We start from the raw sequence: 17,221 nt of genomic DNA on the forward strand, positions 1-17,221 counted from the left end.
GGTCCTATCGTCCCGCGGCCGCGCGCCCGATCTTGATCGCCTCGTCGGCCTGAGGGCCGTTCATCAACAACGCCAGGAAGCCTTCCTTCACGCGGGTTTCAACATCCTTCGCGTTGGCCGTGAGCATGTTGGCGATCTTCACGCGCTTGGTCTCCACCAGCACCTGTTGCGTGCCGGCTTCGGCGCCGGCCCGCGCGGACTCGCGATCGCCGCCGATGGCTTGCGCCAGGCTGCCGATACCGCAGGCGAGGACGCTCAGGTTGGGCAAGTTGGCGATCTCGGCACGCTGACCAATAGCCTTCGGATCCTCGAGCATCAGCATGGCGAGCTTGGTGCCCTGGGGATTAGCGGGCGACCAAACGTCGGCCTTGGCCGCGGCGAAGAAGCTGAGCGCGAGCTTCGCCTCCTCGATGTCGCGGATGTGCGGAATAGTCACGCCGTCAGCGCCGGCATCAAGAATCTCCTTCACGCGGGCGCGCGTCACGTCCGCGCCGTCCCTGGAAATGGGCGGGATCCGGACGATCAGGGTCTTCTGGCTGGCCTTCCTGAGACCGGTGCCGTAGGCCTTCACGGCGGCAGCATCGTACGCGCCTTCGAGATTCAGGAACACATAGTCATACAACGGGTTCGCGGCCACCTTCGCCGCGCCATCGGGCGTGTAGACCGGCGGCTTGCCGCGCTCCGCTTCGCTCGGCGCGTAGACGCCGAAGGCGACCTTGCCTTGCGACCAGAGCGGGATGACCTGCGCGTGCGCCGCGGATGCGGTTACAACGGCGGCCACGGTGATGATGCCAGTGCGAATGAAAGCGTTCATGGTTGGTAGATGCTACCCGACCGCGGCGTCTTTTCAAATGCAGCCGCAGATTGCGCAGATTACGCAGATACGAACGAGCCGCGCCGCCGGTCGAAGACCGGCGGCCAGGGAACGCACGAGACCCGGCTGGCAAGACCACAATGCGCTGGACCAGGTCTTGCCAGCCGGGTCTCGCGCGTTCCACGCGGCGGCCTTGGGCCGCCGCGGCTCGTTGCAGTCTGGTTTCGCGGTCGAGTGAGGATCATGAGTCTCCGTTTCGGAATCGGTGAAATCTGCGAAATCTGTGGCCGTATTTGATTTACCCTGCGGCTGCAACCGGAGGCCCTGATGGCTGATGAGAAGAAGTCGGGAGTATCTCGGCGCGATCTGTTGAAGCGGGCGGGCATGGCGGGCGCGGCGATGACTATGCCGATCGCGCCGGTCACCGGCGACTCGGCGCCTGCGGCCCCCCATAAAGGGGGGCCCTACGAGGAAGCCCTGCAATCGGCGTTGCGGCGAGAGCCCATCGAGAATCTCACGGCATCTGAGGCCGATCTGCTCGAGGTGATCTGTTCGCGGATCATCCCCTCTGACGAGAACGGTCCTGGCGCGCGCGAAGCGCGGGCGGCGCATTACATCGATCGTGCGCTCGGCGGCGCGCTCGCGGCATCCAAGCCGGCCTACTCCGCGGGCTTCGCGGCCCTCGACCGCTACGCCCGCTCGTCGCGCGGCAAACCGTTCCTCGAGTTGTCCGAGCGCGACATGGACTCGGTGCTGATCGACGTCGAAACCGGCGCGGCCACCGGCTTCACCGGCAGCCCGGCGGCGTTCTTCGCCATGGTCCGCACTCACACGCTGCAAGGCACATTCGGTGATCCGTATTACGGCGGCAATGCCAACTTCGTCGGCTGGGACCTGCTGGGCTACCCCGGCGTGCGCACAAACGTGTCGGCTGACGATCAGCGGCTCGGCGTGAAGCTCACGCCCAATCACCAGTCGGCATACGACAACGCCATGTTCACCAAGGCGGTGGCGCGGAATGGTCCGCCTGAAGGCGGACGCCACATTGCCGAGGGCAAGAAGCATGGCCACTAAGCTCAAGCCCACTGACGTCGTGGTCGTCGGCCTCGGGGCCGCGGGCGGCGTGGCCGTGTGGCCGCTGACCCAGGCCGGCATCGACGTGGTCGGCCTCGAGGCCGGCACGTGGCTGACCCGCCGCGACTTCGCGCCCGACGAGATCCGGAACAACGTGCGCGACTGGCCGCAGTCGGTGCAGAAGGCGCAGCAGGAGGTCCCCACGCATCGCGCCAACCCCAAGGCCAACACGACGCGGGCCGGCAGCCATCCGATGATGAATGCCGTCGGCGGCACGACGCTGCACTACTGGGCGCAGTCGTGGCGGCTGAACCCGTGGGACTTCAGGGTGGTCAGTGACACCACGACGCGCTACGGCGCGTCGCGCGTCCCGGCAGGTTCAACCGTCGAAGACTGGCCGTTCGGCCTGGACGAGCTCGAGGCGTACTACGACAAGGTCGAGTACGAACTCGGCGTCTCGGGGCAGGCCGGCAACCTCGGGGGCACGATCGATCCACGCGGCAACATTTTCGAGGGCCCGCGCGCGCGGCCGTACCCGATGCCGCCGCTGCGCAGCACCGGCTTCATCGACCTGATGGCGGCCGCCGCCCGGGGTCTCGGCTGGCATCCCTTCGCGGGACCGGCGGCGATCAACTCGCGCATTTACCAGGGCCGCTCGGCGTGCCTGTATCACGGCTTCTGCAACAAGGGCGGATGCCACGTCGATGCCAAGAACGGCCCGCACCTCACTACCATTCCGCGCGCCCAGGACACCGGCCGCCTGAAGGTGGTCACCCGCGCGCACGTCACGTCGATCGACACCGACAACCAGGGCCGCGTGACCGGCGTGACCTACGTTACCGACGGCCAGGAGTTCACCCAGCCGGCCAAGGTGGTGCTGCTCGCCAGCTACACCTACGAGAACACGCGCCTGTTGCTGCTGTCGAAGTCGAAGGCGTTCCCGAACGGCCTGTCGAACAACCACGGCCAGGTCGGCCGCCACTACTTCAGCCACGCGCAGGGCGCGGGCGTCACGGCGCTGTTCCCGTTCAACATCAACGCCTGGTACGGGCTGCCGGCGCAGGGCGTCGCCGTCGACAACTTCGCCGACGACAACTACGACCACGGCGGGCTCGACTACGTCGGCGGCGGCAACCTCTGGGTGATGTCCGACCGCCGGCCGATTGCCGCGGCGAGCATGGGCACATTCGGGCGGACCCACACGTGGGGTAAGGATTGGAAGCGGTTCGTGATGGACAATGCGGACCGGACCAACACCGCGTACATCCAGAAGACCACGTTGCCATACGAGGACAACTACCTCGATCTCGATCCGACGGTGAAGGATCCGCTCGGCTTCCCGGTGTGCCGCATCACCGCCGACTTCAAGGACAACGAACGCAAGGTCACCGCCCACACGCAGGACAAGATGATCCAGTGGTACAAGGCCGCGGGCGCCATCGCCACGCAGGCCAACCCGCTCGGCTCCATGGGCCCGACCACCCATGCCTACGGCGGCACCCGAATGGGCCGCAACGCCGAGACCAATGTCGTGAACGAGTGGGGCTTCTCGCACGAGGCGCCGAACCTGGGCGTGCTCGGCGCGTCGGTGATGGGGACCAGCGGTGCCCGCAACCCGACGCTCACCGTGCAAGCGCTCGCGTGGCGCACCGCGGAGTATCTTGCGAAAAACTGGAAGAGCGTGACGGTGTAGACGTCGGGAGTCGGGAGTCGGGAGTCGGGAGTTGGGAGTCGGTCGGGAGTCGAGTGAACGGGTCTCCCGGTTCCCGGTTCGCGACTCCCGGCAGGTTCTATTTCGGAAAGCGCTCGTAGATCGCGACGAGCGAGCCCTGGCCGATGATGTGCCCCTTGATCGCTTCCATCAGCGCGTTGCGAGTGAGCCCTTCGGCGAGCGGCAACTCTGCATCGAGCGCGTAGACGGTGAAGGTGTAGTGATGCGGCTTGCCGGGCGGCGGCGCGGGCCCGCGGTAGCCCATCTGCCGGAAGCCCGACGGTCCCTGGATCGCGCCGGCCGGCTCGGTCAGCGTCGCGCCCATCGGCAATTCGGCCGGCAGCCCCTTGGCGGTGCCTGGGACCTTGTAGATCACCCAGTGCACGAACGTCTGGCCGCCAAACACGACATCGGGATCGTCAAACACCAGCGCGAACTGCTTGGTCGCCGCCGGCGCACCGATCCAGGCCAAGGCCGGCGAGACGTTGCGGCCGTCGGCGGTGTGATCTTTCGGAATCGTCTCGTTGGCCGTGATCGTCGGGCTCGTGACGGTGATGACGGCCGGTGTCTGTGCCCAGGCGTTGCCTGACGTGGCGAGCATCAGCGTGGTCACTGCCAGCGCTCGACAGCCGTCTCCAAGTCGCATTGTTTTTTCTCCGAGTCTCATGTGGTCCGCCGTCGCCAAGGCTTCGGCGGGACGGGCGGGTCAATTGGCTTGAGTTGTGACCCGCCCGAATTATACAGTTGGCGCCATGATTCGAACCTCGAGCCGGTGGTGGGTGCGGGCAGGCGTAATGGTGTTGGGAATCGGCGCGGCCACGGGGGCCATGCGCGGACAGACGGCGCCCAAGGTTGGCGAATGGCCGACCTATAGCGGTGATCTTGCCGCCACCCGCTATTCGCCGCTCGACCAGATCAACGCCGCCAACTTCAGCAAGCTGCAGCTGGCGTTCCGCTTCAGGACCGAAAACTTCGGGCCACGACCGGAGTTCCAGTTCCAGTCCACGCCGCTGATGGTCAACGGCCGGCTGTTCACCACCGCCGGCACCCGCCGCGCCGTCGTCGCGCTCGACGCGACCACCGGCGAGACGCTGTGGATGCACAGCATCAACGAAGGCCCGCGCGCCGCGGCGGCGCCGCGCCAACTGTCGGGCCGCGGCCTGTCGTACTGGAGCGACGGCAAGGACGAGCGGATCATCTACGTCACGCCTGGCTACCAGATGATTGCGCTCAACGCCCAAACCGGTGCGCGCATCGCCGGGTTCGGCACCGACGGCATCGTCGACCTGAAGCAGGGCCTCGACCAGGACGGCATTGACCTGGTCACCGCCGACATCGGCCTGCACGCCGCGCCGATCATCGCGAAGGACATCGTCGTGATCGGCGCCGCGCACCGTGAAGGCGGCGCGCCGCGCAGCAAGACCAACGTCAAGGGCTACATTCGCGGCTACGACGTCCGCACCGGCAAGCGCGTGTGGGTCTTCCACACCATCCCGCTCAAGGGCGAGGCCGGCTACGAGACGTGGGATCCGGACGCTCACGTCTACACCGGCAACGTCGGCGTGTGGGCGCAGATGAGCGCCGACGAAGAACTGGGCATCGTCTACATGCCGGTGGAACTGCCGACCGGCGACTACTACGGCGGCCACCGCCGCGGTTCGGGCAAGGGCCCGGAAACGTCGCTCTACTCGGAAAGCCTGCTGGCGCTCGACATCAAGACCGGCCAGCGCAAGTGGCACTACCAGCTCGTGCACCACGGCATCTGGGACCACGACATTCCATGTGCGCCAATCCTGATGGACCTGGTCGTCGACGGTAAGCCCGTGAAGGCGGTCGCGCAGCCGACCAAGCAGAACTGGCTCTACGTGTTCGACCGCGTCACCGGCAAGCCGATCTGGCCGATTGAAGAGCGCCCGGTCGAGAAGGGCGACGTCCCCGGCGAGTGGTATTCGCCAACGCAGCCGTTCGTCACCAAGCCGCCGGCGTACGAACGCCAGGGCGTCACGCTCGACGACCTGATCGACTTCACGCCCGAACTCAAGGCCGAGGGCGCCAAGATCGCGTCGATGTACAAGCTCGGCCCGATCTTCACGCCGCCGGTCGTCAGCAAGTGGGAGGGCCCGCGCGGCACGCTGATGATTCCAGACGTCACCGGCGGCGCCAACTGGCAGGGCGGCTCGTTCGATCCCGAGACGAAGATGTTCTACATCTTCACCAACGTCGCCGTCACCACGCTCGGCCTGCTGCCGCCCGAAGAGGGCCGATCAGACATGCTGTATGTCCGCGGCGCGGCGCGCAATCCGAATCCACCCGCGCCCGGCGCCGGCGGCCCCGGGGGTGGTGGCGGACTGAACGTGCAGGGCCTGCCGCTGATCAAGCCGCCCTACGCCACCATCAGCGCCCTCGACATGAAGAACGCCAGCCTCGCGTGGAAGATTCCCCACGGCGACACGGCCGACAACGTCAAGAACCACCCGGCGCTCAAGGGCCTCACGCTGCCCCGCCTGGGACGGCCGGGCCGCATCGGCGTGCTCACCACCAAGACGCTGCTGATTGCGGGTGAAGGCGGCTTCGCCACCACGCCGGACGGCCGCGGCGCCTACCTGCGCGCATATGACAAGGCGACGGGCGCGGATGTCGGCCAGGTGTTCATGCCGGCGCCGCAGACCGGCTCGCCGATGACCTATGCGATCAACGGCACGCAGTACATCGCGGTCGCAGTGAGCGGACCGGGATACGCGGGCGAACTGCTCGTCTACAAACTCGGCACCTAGACATAGACAGGAGAGCAGGAGCTCAGGAGTCTTATTTTCAATGCTCCTGACCTCCTGAGCTCCTGTTTTATCCGATCGGAATCCAGAAGCTGGTCTTAATCAGGAAGATGTTCGACCCCGGCGCGGTGATCGACCGGAAGGCGTCGTTGGCGCTGACCGGTGAACCGATCCTCTCGGTTCCCGATCGATCCTGCTGCCACACCAGGTAGAGCGTGCTGCCAGCGCGATATTCCCAGCGCAGCACGACGTTGCTTCGATACGACAGCGTGTTGAAGTCGCGATTGCGCAGTGTGAAGCTGGCGCCGTCGATGTTGACCGCCTGGCTGCCATCGGGATTGGTCGTCACCGTCGAGCCGCTGGTGCCGTACTTCAACCGCTCGCGGCTCTGCGGGGCCAGCAGCTCGCCGTAGTCGTAATAGTGTCCTGAGGCCGCGAACGGCTCCGCATAGATATCAAGATTCATGTCCGGGCGGATGGTCAGGCCGAGGCGCAACTCCATCGACACCGTGTTGCGGTCGATGAACGCGAAGACATAGCGACGATCGTAGGTGTCAGGCCGGCCGTCGGGAAGCGTGGTCACATACTGCTGCGGCTCGGTCACCTTGTCCCAGAACGGCGACACCGAGAACTGGACGCTCGGGCCCGGCCGCATGGAGACAAAGGTGCTCACGCTCTTCACCGAGGCGCCGTCGTCGTTGTTGCGCAGCTGCGCCGAGCCGCCGACGCGAGTACGCGAGGTGGCGGGGTTGCCGAAGCTGACGTTGGTGGTCCAGCCCGGCCCGCGCGCCATCAGCGGACCGCCCCGGGTCAGCGAGACGCTCATCTGCTGGAAGTCGCGGGCCACGTTGATGCTCGACGTCCAGAAGTTCAGCCAGGTGGCGTTGGCGCTGCTACGCAGCCGCCCGCTCTGCATCAGGCCGCGCAGGGTGGTGTCGGTCTGGGCGTCGAACTGCAGCGAGTAGCTGCGGAAGAGGCGGCCCGGCTGTGTTTCGCGCCAGCGGATGTTGGCGTTGGTCATCCAGCCGTCGGCGCCGTTCAACTGCGCGAAGTCGTTGGTCTCGAAATTCTCGGAGTCAATCTTCGTGTTGACGCCCCATAACCAGTGCCGGCCGCCGGTCTTGTCGAAGGCGGCCTGCACGGTCCAGCCACCGAGCAAGGTCAAGGTCGGGTCAAGCCTCGAGTAATCGCGGTCGGGCCGCTGCGCGTAGTGGGCGCTCGCGGTCTGCACCCGCGTGATCGCGGCCTCGGTGCCCTTGACGATGGAGCCGCCGCCGGAGGCTCGCAGCTCGTACTGTCCGCCCTTGAACCGCAGCGTCGTGTTGCCGGCCACGCCGAGGGCGTCGCGGGTATACAGATTCGCGAGCGGGCTGCCCTCGTCGAAGTCGCGATGGACGTAGTTCACCAGGAAGCCGGCGGTCGATGCCAACGGCCCGAACTCCTGCAGCACGCGGCCCACCATGTGGTACGCATTGGGCGCCACGGGAATGCTGCGCACGCCCGGCACCCCGATGGTCGCAACTTCGGCATCCTCGTTGTTGGTGACCGCCGTCAAGAACCCGATTGAGGTCTTCGACGGCAGGCGGCCCGAGAGCTTCGCGGCCGCAATGATGGTGGTCGAGTCCGGGTAATCAACGTAGTCCCCTGACGCCGGCCCGATCGGCCGGTTGCCGATGCGGCGTGAGTAGTAGAAGTTGGGATGGCCAATGTTGAAGAGCTGCGCGCCCTCGAGAAAAAAGGGCCGCTTCTCGGGGAAGCGGGTCTCGAAGGCCGTCAGGTTCACTTCCGCGGGATCCGCCTCGACCTGGCCGAAATCCGGGTTGATGGCGGCCTCGAGCGTCAGGTTCGGACCGAGTCCCATCCTCACGTCGGCGCCTACCCGGCCCTGCAAATTCTTGCCATCGTCAAAGGGATTGGCCAGGTCTCGATTCTCGCCGTTAAAGGTCGCACCACCGGCGACGTACGGCAGGGCCTCGAGGCGCCGTGGCGGCACGAGGTCGGCGATGCCGGTGAGGTCGCCGAACCGGGACGACCAGGCCCGCTCGGTCCTCGGAATCACGATCCAGTAATCCTCTTCGTTCAGCGTGGGTCGGAAGCGAAACAGGTTCAAGCCCCAGGTCTGCATTGACTGCGGATTGAAGCGCAGTTGCGAGAACGGGATCCACAGCTCCGCCGTCCACTGATCGCCTGACACCTGCGTCTCGGCGCGCCAGACCGGGTCGAAGCCGGAATCGTAGCTGTCTTCGTTGTCGGTCGAGTGATAGCGGTCAAGGCGGACCCCTGACGCGGTGACGCCAAAGACGACGGCCGTACGGCGGTCGAGAAAGGTATCGAACGCAACCAGGATGTGCTCGGCCTGGCCGGTGCTGTCGCGACGGCCGAGCGGCGCCTGGATGCGCCCGTCGCTGCTGAACATCCGCGCGCCGATGTACAGCACGTCATCGTCATAGAGAATCCTCACGTCCATCCGGTCGGTGGGCGCGGCGTTTTCGACAGGCTCTTTCTGGACGAAATCGGTGATCGGCGTGGCCTTCTGCCACGCGTCCTCGTCCAGGCGGCCGTCAACGCGCACGCTGCCATTGGGAATACGTGTCGCTGTCGCCTGCTTTCGCCCGCTGGCGTCGCCGACCGACACTTGCGCCGACGCCGACAGGGCGAACAGAGAGAAACAGAAGGCAATAGTTGAAACTTGAAAGTTGGTAGTTGGTAGTTGAAGTGACCAGTTTCTAGTTTTCAATGCGCACGACCATCCGAACTTTCAACTGAAACTGCAACTGAAACTATCAACTAAAACTACCAACTTTCAACTCGTCAACTTTCAACTCGCTTCACGCGCCCGCCGCGGATGGTGAGCGCGGGCTCAAGGCGGGCGCCGTCCTGCGGGTTCTCGACCCCGACCAGGATGTAGCCGTCCGACACTTCGGGGTCGTACATCTTGCCGCCCTTGCTTGGCAGCCCGGCCGAGACGAACAGGTAGACGACCGTCGCGAGAATGGCGCTCAGCATCGTCATCTCGAAGATGATGATCAGGTTCGACCACAACGGTACGATCGGCATGCCGGAGGTGACGATCGGCCACGACCGCTGCGCCGCGCCGAGCAGGTAGTAGCTCAGCCCCAGCCCGACGACACCGGCAGCCACGGCCACCCAGGGCATGGCGGTCTTCGCATCCCGGTGCCCGAACTCGAAATGGTCGAACGGCTCCGACGAGATGACGGTGATGTCAGCATCGGCCACGCCCGCCGCGCGCAGGTTGTCGACCGCCTGCTGCGCGACGTGCGGGTCGTCGTACAGACCGTAGACGGCCCTCATCGATGCTCTCCGTGGGTCGAGGACGCGTCTGAGAACTCTTCGGTGTCGAGCCGTGTCGCCAGCAACGACGCCTCGGCCAGGGCCGCCGGGTCAAGACGCGATGGCAAGCCGGCTTTGAGCTCCCAGATCGCGATGATCGGGACGAACTTCGAGAACAGCGCATAGAGCAGGATCATGCCCGCGAAGGTGGCGGCCATGATCGTCAGTTCCACCGGCTGCGGCGCGTATTCGCCCCACGAATAGGGCAACTGCTTGTGTGCCAGCGACGGAATGATGATCAGGAAGCGCTCGAGCCACATCCCAATCAGGACGCCGATCGAGGCGATCACGCAGCCGGCGATCGTTCGCGTCTTGTAGTTGGCCAGGATCACGAACGGGATCACGAAGTTGCAGATCACCATGGTCCAGTAGAACGGCGCGAAGGCACCGCGCTGGGTGGCCCAGAACACCACCATCTCGTGATGCTCGTTGCCGTACCACACGGTCAGGCGCTCGGCGAACACGAAGTACGCCCACAGAATGCTCATCAACAACAGCAGCTTGCCCAGATTCTCGAAGTGCAGCGGCTGCAGGTATTTCTCGAGCCCGAGCATCTTGCGCAGCACCGCCATGGCGATGATCAAGGCCGCGATGCCGCTGAAAATGGCGCCGGCCACGAAGTACGGCCCGAAGATCGTGGAGTGCCACATGGGCACGGCCGCCATCGAGAAGTCGAACGAGACGATGGTATGCACCGAGACGGCCACCGGGAGAATGGCGACGGCCATGATCTGCATGGCCGATTCGAGCCGGTTCCACTGCTTGGTGGTGCCGCGCCAGCCAAACGACAGCAAGCCGTACACCGTCTTGCGCCAGCCGGTCGAGCGATCGCGAATCAACGCGAAGTCGGGAATCATCGGCAGGAACAAAAACAGCACGCTGCCGGTGAGATACGTGTTGATCGCGAAGAAGTCCCACGCCAGCGGCGACCGGAAGTTCGGCCAGATCTCACGGTCGCTCGGATAGGGAAACAGCCAGAAGGCCAGCCACGGACGGCCCAGGTGGATGATCGGAAACATCGCGCCGATCATCAACGCGAATACGGTGATCGCCTCGGCGCAGCGCGTGACCGGCCGGCGCCAGCCGGCGTTCACCAGCCGCAGGATCGCCGAGATCAGGGTGCCGGCGTGGCTGATGCCAATCCAGAACACGAAGTTGACGAGATAGAAACCCCAGAACACCGGCCAGCGGATGCCCGCCGAACCAATGCCGAACCAGATCTGGTAGCCCCACGCCGCGGCGCCGCAGGCGACGACGGTGCCGGCCGCAAAGACGATGGCGTAGAACCAGATCGAGGTCTGGAACAACGGCCGGACCAAGTCGTCCGCTATCGGTTTAGTGGCTGTGCGATTCAACGGAGTTGCCTCCTCGCGAATAATCGCTCAGACCAAGCCCGGCGACCGTTCCGCAGGAACGGTCGAGTAAGGCAACCAACGTGATCACCCTAGAAAGTGTCCGGTTCATGCCAGCTTTGCTTGTCCAGGTAGGTGATCTTCGGCTCGGCGCCGAGGTCTTCGAGCAACTTGCTGCCACGCGGCGACTGCGACAGCCGCGCGACGCGGCTGTTCGGATCGTTCAGGTCGCCGAACACGAGCGCGGTGGTCGGGCACGCCTGCGCGCACGCCGGCTGCAGCGCGCCGTCCACCAGGCCGCGGTTCTCGGCCTTGGCGGTCGTCTTCGCGGCCTTGATCCGCTGCACGCAGAAGGTGCACTTCTCCATCACGCCCACTTCGCGGATCGAGACGTCGGGATTGAGCTGCAGGTTGAGCGGCTTGGGCCACTCCGGGTTGAAGAAGTTGAAGAACCGGACGTTGTAGGTGCAGGCGTTGGCGCAGTAGCGGGTGCCAATGCAGCGGTTGTAGACCTGCGCGTTCAGGCCGTCTTCGTTCCGGTGAGCGGCATAGGTCGGGCACACCGATTCGCACGGCGCGTTGTCGCACTGCTGGCACAGCACCGGCCGGAACTTGACCTTCACGTCGGGGTAGTTGCCCTCGTAGTAACGCTCGACGCGGATCCAGTGCATGGCGCGGCCGCGCGCGGCCTGTTGCGCGCCCACGGTCGGAATGTTGTTCTCGGCATGGCAGGCCGTGACACAGGCCTCGCAGCCCGTGCACTTGTCGAGATCGACCGCCATCCCCCAGCGATAAGCCGCCATTAGTGCTCGTCTCCCCGGCCGTGGGTCCAGTCGGGCCGTTCGCGCGTGGCGCCGCCAAACAGGATCAGGCCATCGGTGTCGGGGCCGCCGACGCGGGCAATCTTCACCCGCGTCGCCGACCATGCCAGCGTCCCGGTTTCGGGAATGGTCGTCGGCGCCAGGATGGCAATGGGGTTCACGCCACGATTGGTCGCGTACCGCGTGAAGTTGGTATGGCCTTGCCCGACCGGCATGGCCACGGCGTCGGGCGCCAGGCCGGGATTGAGAAACGCATGCGCGCGCACGCTGCCCTGCGTGGAGGTCACTTCCACCAGGTCGCCCTCGGCGATGCCGAGCTCGCGGGCCTTGAGCTCGTTGATCTCCACCCAGCTGCACCACATGGCCGAACTCATGGGATCCGGCAGTTCCTGCAGCCACGGCAGGTGCGCGGTTGAGCCGTCGCCGAACGCCTGCGAGGCGTACGGCAGGAAGTGATACGGGTATTGCGCCGCATCACCGTCGAAGACGGGCTCGGTGTACTGGAGGGCGGGGGCTTTAGCCCCCGCCGAGGCAGCGGGCGCTGAAGCGCCCGCTCTCCGAACGTCGGCGGCAGGTTCTTGACTCAAATACTCTTCAAACGTGTTCGGCAGTGCCGGCGCGAACGGCGTGGCCAGCTTGCGCGATACGTCCAGCAACACGTCTGGGGTGGAACGCGTGTCGTACAGCGGCCGCATCACCGGACCAAACTTGCTCGGCGCGGCCTTCGCCGATCCGCTCTCCGGCGCGGCGTCCACCCACGATTCCAGGAACGAGTGATCCGGCAGGATCAAATCGGCCAGCGCGCTCGTCTCGTCCACGAACGAACCGAAGCTGACGATGAACGGCACGCGCTTGAGCGCCTCGGCCACCTGCCACGACGCCGGCGATGCAAACACCGGATTCACATCATCGATCAACAGGACCTTCGGGGCGGCGTCGAGAATCTCCTTCAGCGGGCGGGTCGCCGCCGGGCTCCCCTGCGGCACGAACGACAGGCCGCCCGGTTGATTCAGGGCGTTGGCCGCGCGGTTCAGCGTGTTGACCGCGAAGGCGTGGAACGCCGCGTTGGTGTGGGCGAGTGGCGGGCCGCCGACCAGCGCCACCGACGGCCCGTTGGCGGCGAACTCGCGTGCGAGGCGCTCGATCTTCTCCACCGGCACGCCGGTCTTCCCGGCAACGTTCGCGGGCGCATAGTCGCCCGCGTCGGCCGTCTTATTCACGACCGCGGCGATCGCCATGGCCAACAAGCCTTCGGTGCCCGGCTTGCAGGCGACGAACTCGTCAGCGTTGGCGGCGGTCTGCGTCAGGCGCGCGTCCACGTGCACGAACTTCGGTCGCAGGCCACGGCCCGACTGTCGCATGCGGCCGTAGGCCACGCTCTGGGCGACGGCCGAGTTCCACGTGCCGAGGAAGTCGGCACCGAACGAGATCACGTAGCGGGCGTTCTCGAGGTCGACCGTCGCCAACTGGTGCGAGCCAAAGGCCTGGGCATTCGCGCGACGCAGCACCTCGTCTCCGAATAACTCGTAGGTCACGGGCGCCTTGGCGCCAAAGCGCTGCAGCCACTCGGCCTGCAAATCCATTCGGCGGCCGCGCCGGGGCTTGGTCAGCAGCGCCAGCGATTGCTGGTCGTTGGCGGCGACGAGCGTATCGAGCTGGCCCACCAACTCCGTGATCGCCTCGTCCCACGAGATGTCGGCAAACTGCCCGCTGCCCCGCTCGCCGGTGCGCTTGCGCGGGTTGGCCAGGCGGTCGGGGTGATAGGTCACCTGAATGGCCGCTTGCCCGCGCGAGCACAGCTTGCCCTGGCTGATCGCATCCTCGGGATTGCCTTCGAGCTTCTTGGCGAGCCCCATGCTGATGACGCCGGGTTGGCCGTTGCGGAACACCTCGGCATCGCCGTCCATGACCCGCGCGATCACGCCACAGCCGGCGGCGCACAGCGGACAGATGCTGGGCTTCCAGGTCGCCACGCCAGGGACCAGGTCATCTTCCGGAATGAAGCGGATGATCTGATTTTCCGGGTTCCCGCACGCGGTCAGCGCAGCGGCGGTGCCGGTGATGGCGGTGAGCTTGATGAAATTTCGGCGGTCCATGTGGCTCACGGGGATCAGTAATGACAGGTCAGGCAGTCGTTCGACGCCTGCTTTTCCTTGTGGCAGTTCACGCAGAACGACATCGTCATGTTGACGGCGCGGCGGGCCACGGTCTGCTCCGCCTGGTTGCCGTGACACGTCGAACACTCCACCTTGGCCCTGATGTGGGGCGCGTGGTCGAACCGCACGTGCGCCTGCGGCTGGTAGTCGTAGACGCGCCGCCAGTTCAAGTCGAGTCCCTGCTCCTGCAGCCTGGTGAGCTGCTGGATCAACGGCCGCTCGGTGGCGATCTGCGAGTGGCAGATCATGCAGGTGTTGACGCTCGGCAAGCCGGCGCGCGGACCCTGCTCGACGCCAGTGTGGCAGTCGGTGCAGACCGCGCCCTTGGAGAGGTGGATCTGGTGTGAGAAGTCGAACGGCTGTTCGACGTTGGCAGGCCGCCGATCGAAAAACGCGGCGATCGCCTCGCCCGGCGTGGCGTGCGCAGGCGTGAACACGGCCGACGTGCCCCATCGCGAACGATCGGACATGCCGGACGGCCGGCCAGGACTGGCAAATTCGCACGCCGCCGTCACCAGGGTGACCAGGAACAGGCACGCGAGCGCCACATAGGGCCACGCGCCGCCTGCCCGATGCCCCGGCAAAGGGGCGGTCTTACGACTTGGGAACACCACCGAGGCTGCGGACGTAGTGGACGAGGTTCCAGGTGTCGGCGTCGGTAATCTTGCCCTTGAGGCCCTTCATGTCGTACTCGGGCGGGGCGCCGTTCTGGATGACCCAGAACATCTCGCCTTCGCTCGAGCCGCGGGTCCAGGTGGTGTCGGTCAGGTTCGACGGCTTCATGTTCTTGGGCGCCATGGTGCTGTCGCCCGCGCCGGTGTTGCCGTGGCAGAAGCGACAGTACTTCGTGTAGAGCACCTTGCCTGCCGCAATGGCCGCCGGTGACGAAGCGAACGCCGCCTTCATTTTCCTGGCCTCGGCCGGTACGGCGGCCGGGCCCGCCGGGGCCGGGGCCTGGGCCCACACACTGACGCCAGTCGCGACGATCCACACGAGGGCGACAGTGGGGAATATTCCTCTGGAGGTCCAGTTCATGTGCGAAGTTTCACACAGGGTCGGATTTCACGCAACCAAATGTGTTCTTATCGCCTCAATAGGAAAAACAGAGGCATCCTGCCAAAGAACCTACGCACCTGTCGGGAAGGCGAGACTTGCCGGAAGGGACTTCTCGTCGGGAGGATAACTCTTGTCGGGAAGATTACCCTTGTCGGGAGGACAACCCTTATCGGATTTGCTAACCCGGATCCGACAGATGCCGATTGACACCGGCCGTGAGCCACCAGGGCGCATCGATGATCGAGAGCGTGTCGCGCTGCGATTACGGTTCGCGGTACCGCAGCGGCCTGACACCGCCGGCCAGGTGGAAACTCCCGAGGCACGCTTCGTCAGCTGCGACTACCTACGCGCGATGCGACGCGGTCATCATGGAGCGCCCTCCCGACAAGGAGTGCCCCCCGACAAAGTTGTCCTCCCGTCAAGAGTTGCCCTCCCGTCAGGCCGGGCAACCCGTCAGGGCCTTTCGTGCGCGGGTCCGTCCGGCGGGGCGGACGGTTCGTGCACCCAGCGCTGCACGGTCGCGAGCACCTGGTCTGGCGTCGAGGGCTTGGGCAGAATGGCCGCGAACAACTCGGAATTGAACGAGGGGCGATCGACGGGCTCCGGGCTCAAGGCGATCACCCGGGCGGCGCGGAGTTCATCAATCGCCTTGATCAAGCGCGTGGCCTCGATCCCGTCAAGCACCGGCAGGCCGATGTCCATCAGGATGACCGCCGGCCGCAGCTGGTGGGCCGCGATCACCGCCTCGAGCCCGTTCGTCACCGTTCGCACCAGGAAGCCGGCTTCGTTCAACAGGTTCAACAACCACTCGCGATGTTCGGGATAGCCGTCGGCCACCAGCACCACCGGCGAACGCGGGCGATCCGCGGGCAGGTCCGCACCCAGGTCAACGATCACCTGCTCGAGCGCGATTTGCTGCTCCCTCGCATCAAGGCACAGCTGCCGGGCCAGGCGCACGGCCCCGGTCCGCCTGGCACTCGGCTCGTCTGAACCGTCGCGCATATCCAGCTCGACACTGGCCAGCAGCGATTGCAGGCCGTGTTCGAGGTCAGCGGCCCGGGTGGCCAGCAGGCGGGTCGCTTCGCGTAACCGCGTCATCTGTTCGAGTGAGAAATGCAGCGACACGTCTGCCTCCTCTTCGGGCTACTTTACGCCGGCGAGATTCGGAGGCCGCCCCCGCATCGCAACAAACGCGGTGGCAGCCTGGGAATGAATATAGCGTAACGTACAATGTAGGGTAAGGTACTCAATGGATGCACGCGGGGTGCTAACCTCCGGCTGCGTCCGCTTTCCTGAGCTGCCCTCCGCATCCCGCTGGGTTCACAGTCTCATCGAAGCTCTCGACAGTTCTTCGTCGGGTTCGCTAGAGGAGACACCATGCGCAACACTCGGAGTCCGGCCACCCGGCTTCTACCGGATGGAACACCGCTTAAAAACAAGATCCTTTTAAAGCTGCCGGCCGAGCTCTACGCCCGCGTCGCGAAGGACCTCACCATCGTCGACGTGGTGCTCGGCGCGGCGCTCTTCGAAAGCGGGGTCGTCTCACGCCAGGTGTACTTCCCGAACGGCGGCGTGTACTCGGTGACCAACCAGATGCGCGACGGCGAACTGGTGGAGGTTGCCACCGTCGGGATCGAGGGCATGCTGGGCGTGGGGGTGTTTCTTGGCGACGCGGTCGGTACCGGCCGGACACTGCAACAGGTCCCCGACGGCCGGCTGCCGGCCATGCCCGCCGCCCGCTTCCTGGACTACACCACCGAGCCAGGCCCCTTCCGCGATCTGGTGGCGCGCTACGCCCAGGCCCACATCCTGCAGATCATGCAGTGCACGGCGTGCAACGCGCTGCACCGACTCGAGCAGCGCTGCAGCCGCTGGCTGCTGCAGACCCACGACCGCGTCGAGGGTGACGAGTTCCTGCTCAAGCAGGAGTTCCTCGCCATCATGCTTGGCACCAACCGGCCCAGCGTCACGGTGGTCATGGGCGTGCTCCAGAAGGCTGGCGCAATCTCGAGCCGGTACGGGCGCATTACCGTCCTCGACCGCAAGAAGCTCGAACGGATGTCGTGCGAGTGCTACCGGGCGATCCGCGATAACTTCCGACGCCTCGGAATCTAG

14 protein-coding genes are annotated in these 17,221 nt (G+C 65.7%); 4 read left to right on the forward strand and 10 right to left on the reverse strand.

Translation table 11 applies throughout. The features are described from left to right. Nucleotides 1-4: 4 nt before the first annotated feature. The gene (locus Q8T13_23205; GenBank protein MDP3720681.1) at nucleotides 5-814 is read right to left on the reverse strand and encodes an aldolase/citrate lyase family protein; all 810 of its coding nucleotides are present in this window, start codon (nucleotides 812-814) and stop codon (nucleotides 5-7) included. Between the two features lie 327 nt (nucleotides 815-1,141). Here Q8T13_23205 and Q8T13_23210 point away from each other — a divergent pair, with 327 nt between their 5' ends. Further along, nucleotides 1,142-1,888 carry a gluconate 2-dehydrogenase subunit 3 family protein gene (locus Q8T13_23210; protein ID MDP3720682.1) on the forward strand — a complete coding sequence of 249 codons (747 nt, stop codon included), beginning with the start codon at nucleotides 1,142-1,144 and terminating at the stop codon, nucleotides 1,886-1,888. After that, nucleotides 1,878-3,581, forward strand: a complete 1,704-nt coding sequence (locus tag Q8T13_23215; protein ID MDP3720683.1) for a GMC family oxidoreductase — start codon at nucleotides 1,878-1,880, stop codon at nucleotides 3,579-3,581. The genes Q8T13_23210 and Q8T13_23215 overlap by 11 nt, the downstream gene beginning before the upstream one ends. Before the next feature lie 97 nt (nucleotides 3,582-3,678). On the opposite strand, the gene Q8T13_23220 is transcribed toward Q8T13_23215, so the two are convergent. After that, a complete protein-coding gene (locus Q8T13_23220; protein MDP3720684.1) occupies nucleotides 3,679-4,245 on the reverse strand; it encodes a YbhB/YbcL family Raf kinase inhibitor-like protein in 567 nt (188 codons plus the stop codon). Between the two features lie 106 nt (nucleotides 4,246-4,351). On the opposite strand from Q8T13_23220, the gene Q8T13_23225 reads away from it, so the two are divergent. After that, a complete protein-coding gene (locus Q8T13_23225) occupies nucleotides 4,352-6,373 on the forward strand; it encodes a PQQ-binding-like beta-propeller repeat protein (protein MDP3720685.1) in 2,022 nt (673 codons plus the stop codon). A 67-nt stretch (nucleotides 6,374-6,440) separates the two neighbouring features. On the opposite strand, the gene Q8T13_23230 is transcribed toward Q8T13_23225, so the two are convergent. The 8 genes from Q8T13_23230 to Q8T13_23265 all read right to left on the reverse strand — a co-directional run bounded on the left by Q8T13_23230 (nucleotide 6,441) and on the right by Q8T13_23265 (nucleotide 16,231). After that, entirely contained in the window at nucleotides 6,441-9,005 is a 2,565-nt protein-coding gene (locus tag Q8T13_23230) for a DUF5916 domain-containing protein (protein MDP3720686.1), read from the reverse strand. A gap of 176 nt (nucleotides 9,006-9,181) precedes the next feature. After that, complete coding sequence (locus Q8T13_23235; protein MDP3720687.1) at nucleotides 9,182-9,682, reverse strand: DUF3341 domain-containing protein; 501 nt, start codon at nucleotides 9,680-9,682, stop codon at nucleotides 9,182-9,184. Then, nucleotides 9,679-11,040, reverse strand: coding sequence for an NrfD/PsrC family molybdoenzyme membrane anchor subunit (gene nrfD, locus Q8T13_23240; protein MDP3720688.1), 1,362 nt, complete (start codon nucleotides 11,038-11,040; stop codon nucleotides 9,679-9,681). Before nrfD ends, Q8T13_23235 begins: the two co-directional genes overlap by 4 nt. Nucleotides 11,041-11,165: 125 nt before the next feature. Continuing rightward, a complete protein-coding gene (locus tag Q8T13_23245; protein MDP3720689.1) occupies nucleotides 11,166-11,876 on the reverse strand; it encodes a 4Fe-4S dicluster domain-containing protein in 711 nt (236 codons plus the stop codon). Further along, complete coding sequence (locus Q8T13_23250) at nucleotides 11,876-13,990, reverse strand: molybdopterin-dependent oxidoreductase (protein MDP3720690.1); 2,115 nt, start codon at nucleotides 13,988-13,990, stop codon at nucleotides 11,876-11,878. Before Q8T13_23250 ends, Q8T13_23245 begins: the two co-directional genes overlap by 1 nt. Before the next feature lie 14 nt (nucleotides 13,991-14,004). Continuing rightward, nucleotides 14,005-14,634, reverse strand: coding sequence for a cytochrome c3 family protein (locus Q8T13_23255; GenBank protein ID MDP3720691.1), 630 nt, complete (start codon nucleotides 14,632-14,634; stop codon nucleotides 14,005-14,007). A 10-nt stretch (nucleotides 14,635-14,644) separates the two neighbouring features. Beyond that, nucleotides 14,645-15,085, reverse strand: coding sequence for a cytochrome c (locus Q8T13_23260; protein ID MDP3720692.1), 441 nt, complete (start codon nucleotides 15,083-15,085; stop codon nucleotides 14,645-14,647). A 474-nt stretch (nucleotides 15,086-15,559) separates the two neighbouring features. Further along, on the reverse strand, nucleotides 15,560-16,231 hold the full coding sequence (locus Q8T13_23265) for a response regulator (protein MDP3720693.1): 672 nt from the start codon (nucleotides 16,229-16,231) through the stop codon (nucleotides 15,560-15,562). Between the two features lie 252 nt (nucleotides 16,232-16,483). Here Q8T13_23265 and Q8T13_23270 point away from each other — a divergent pair, with 252 nt between their 5' ends. After that, a complete protein-coding gene (locus Q8T13_23270) occupies nucleotides 16,484-17,221 on the forward strand; it encodes a Crp/Fnr family transcriptional regulator (GenBank protein MDP3720694.1) in 738 nt (245 codons plus the stop codon).

This window comes from Acidobacteriota bacterium (assembly GCA_030697165.1).
GTDB lineage: Bacteria > Acidobacteriota > Vicinamibacteria > Vicinamibacterales > UBA2999 > 12-FULL-67-14b.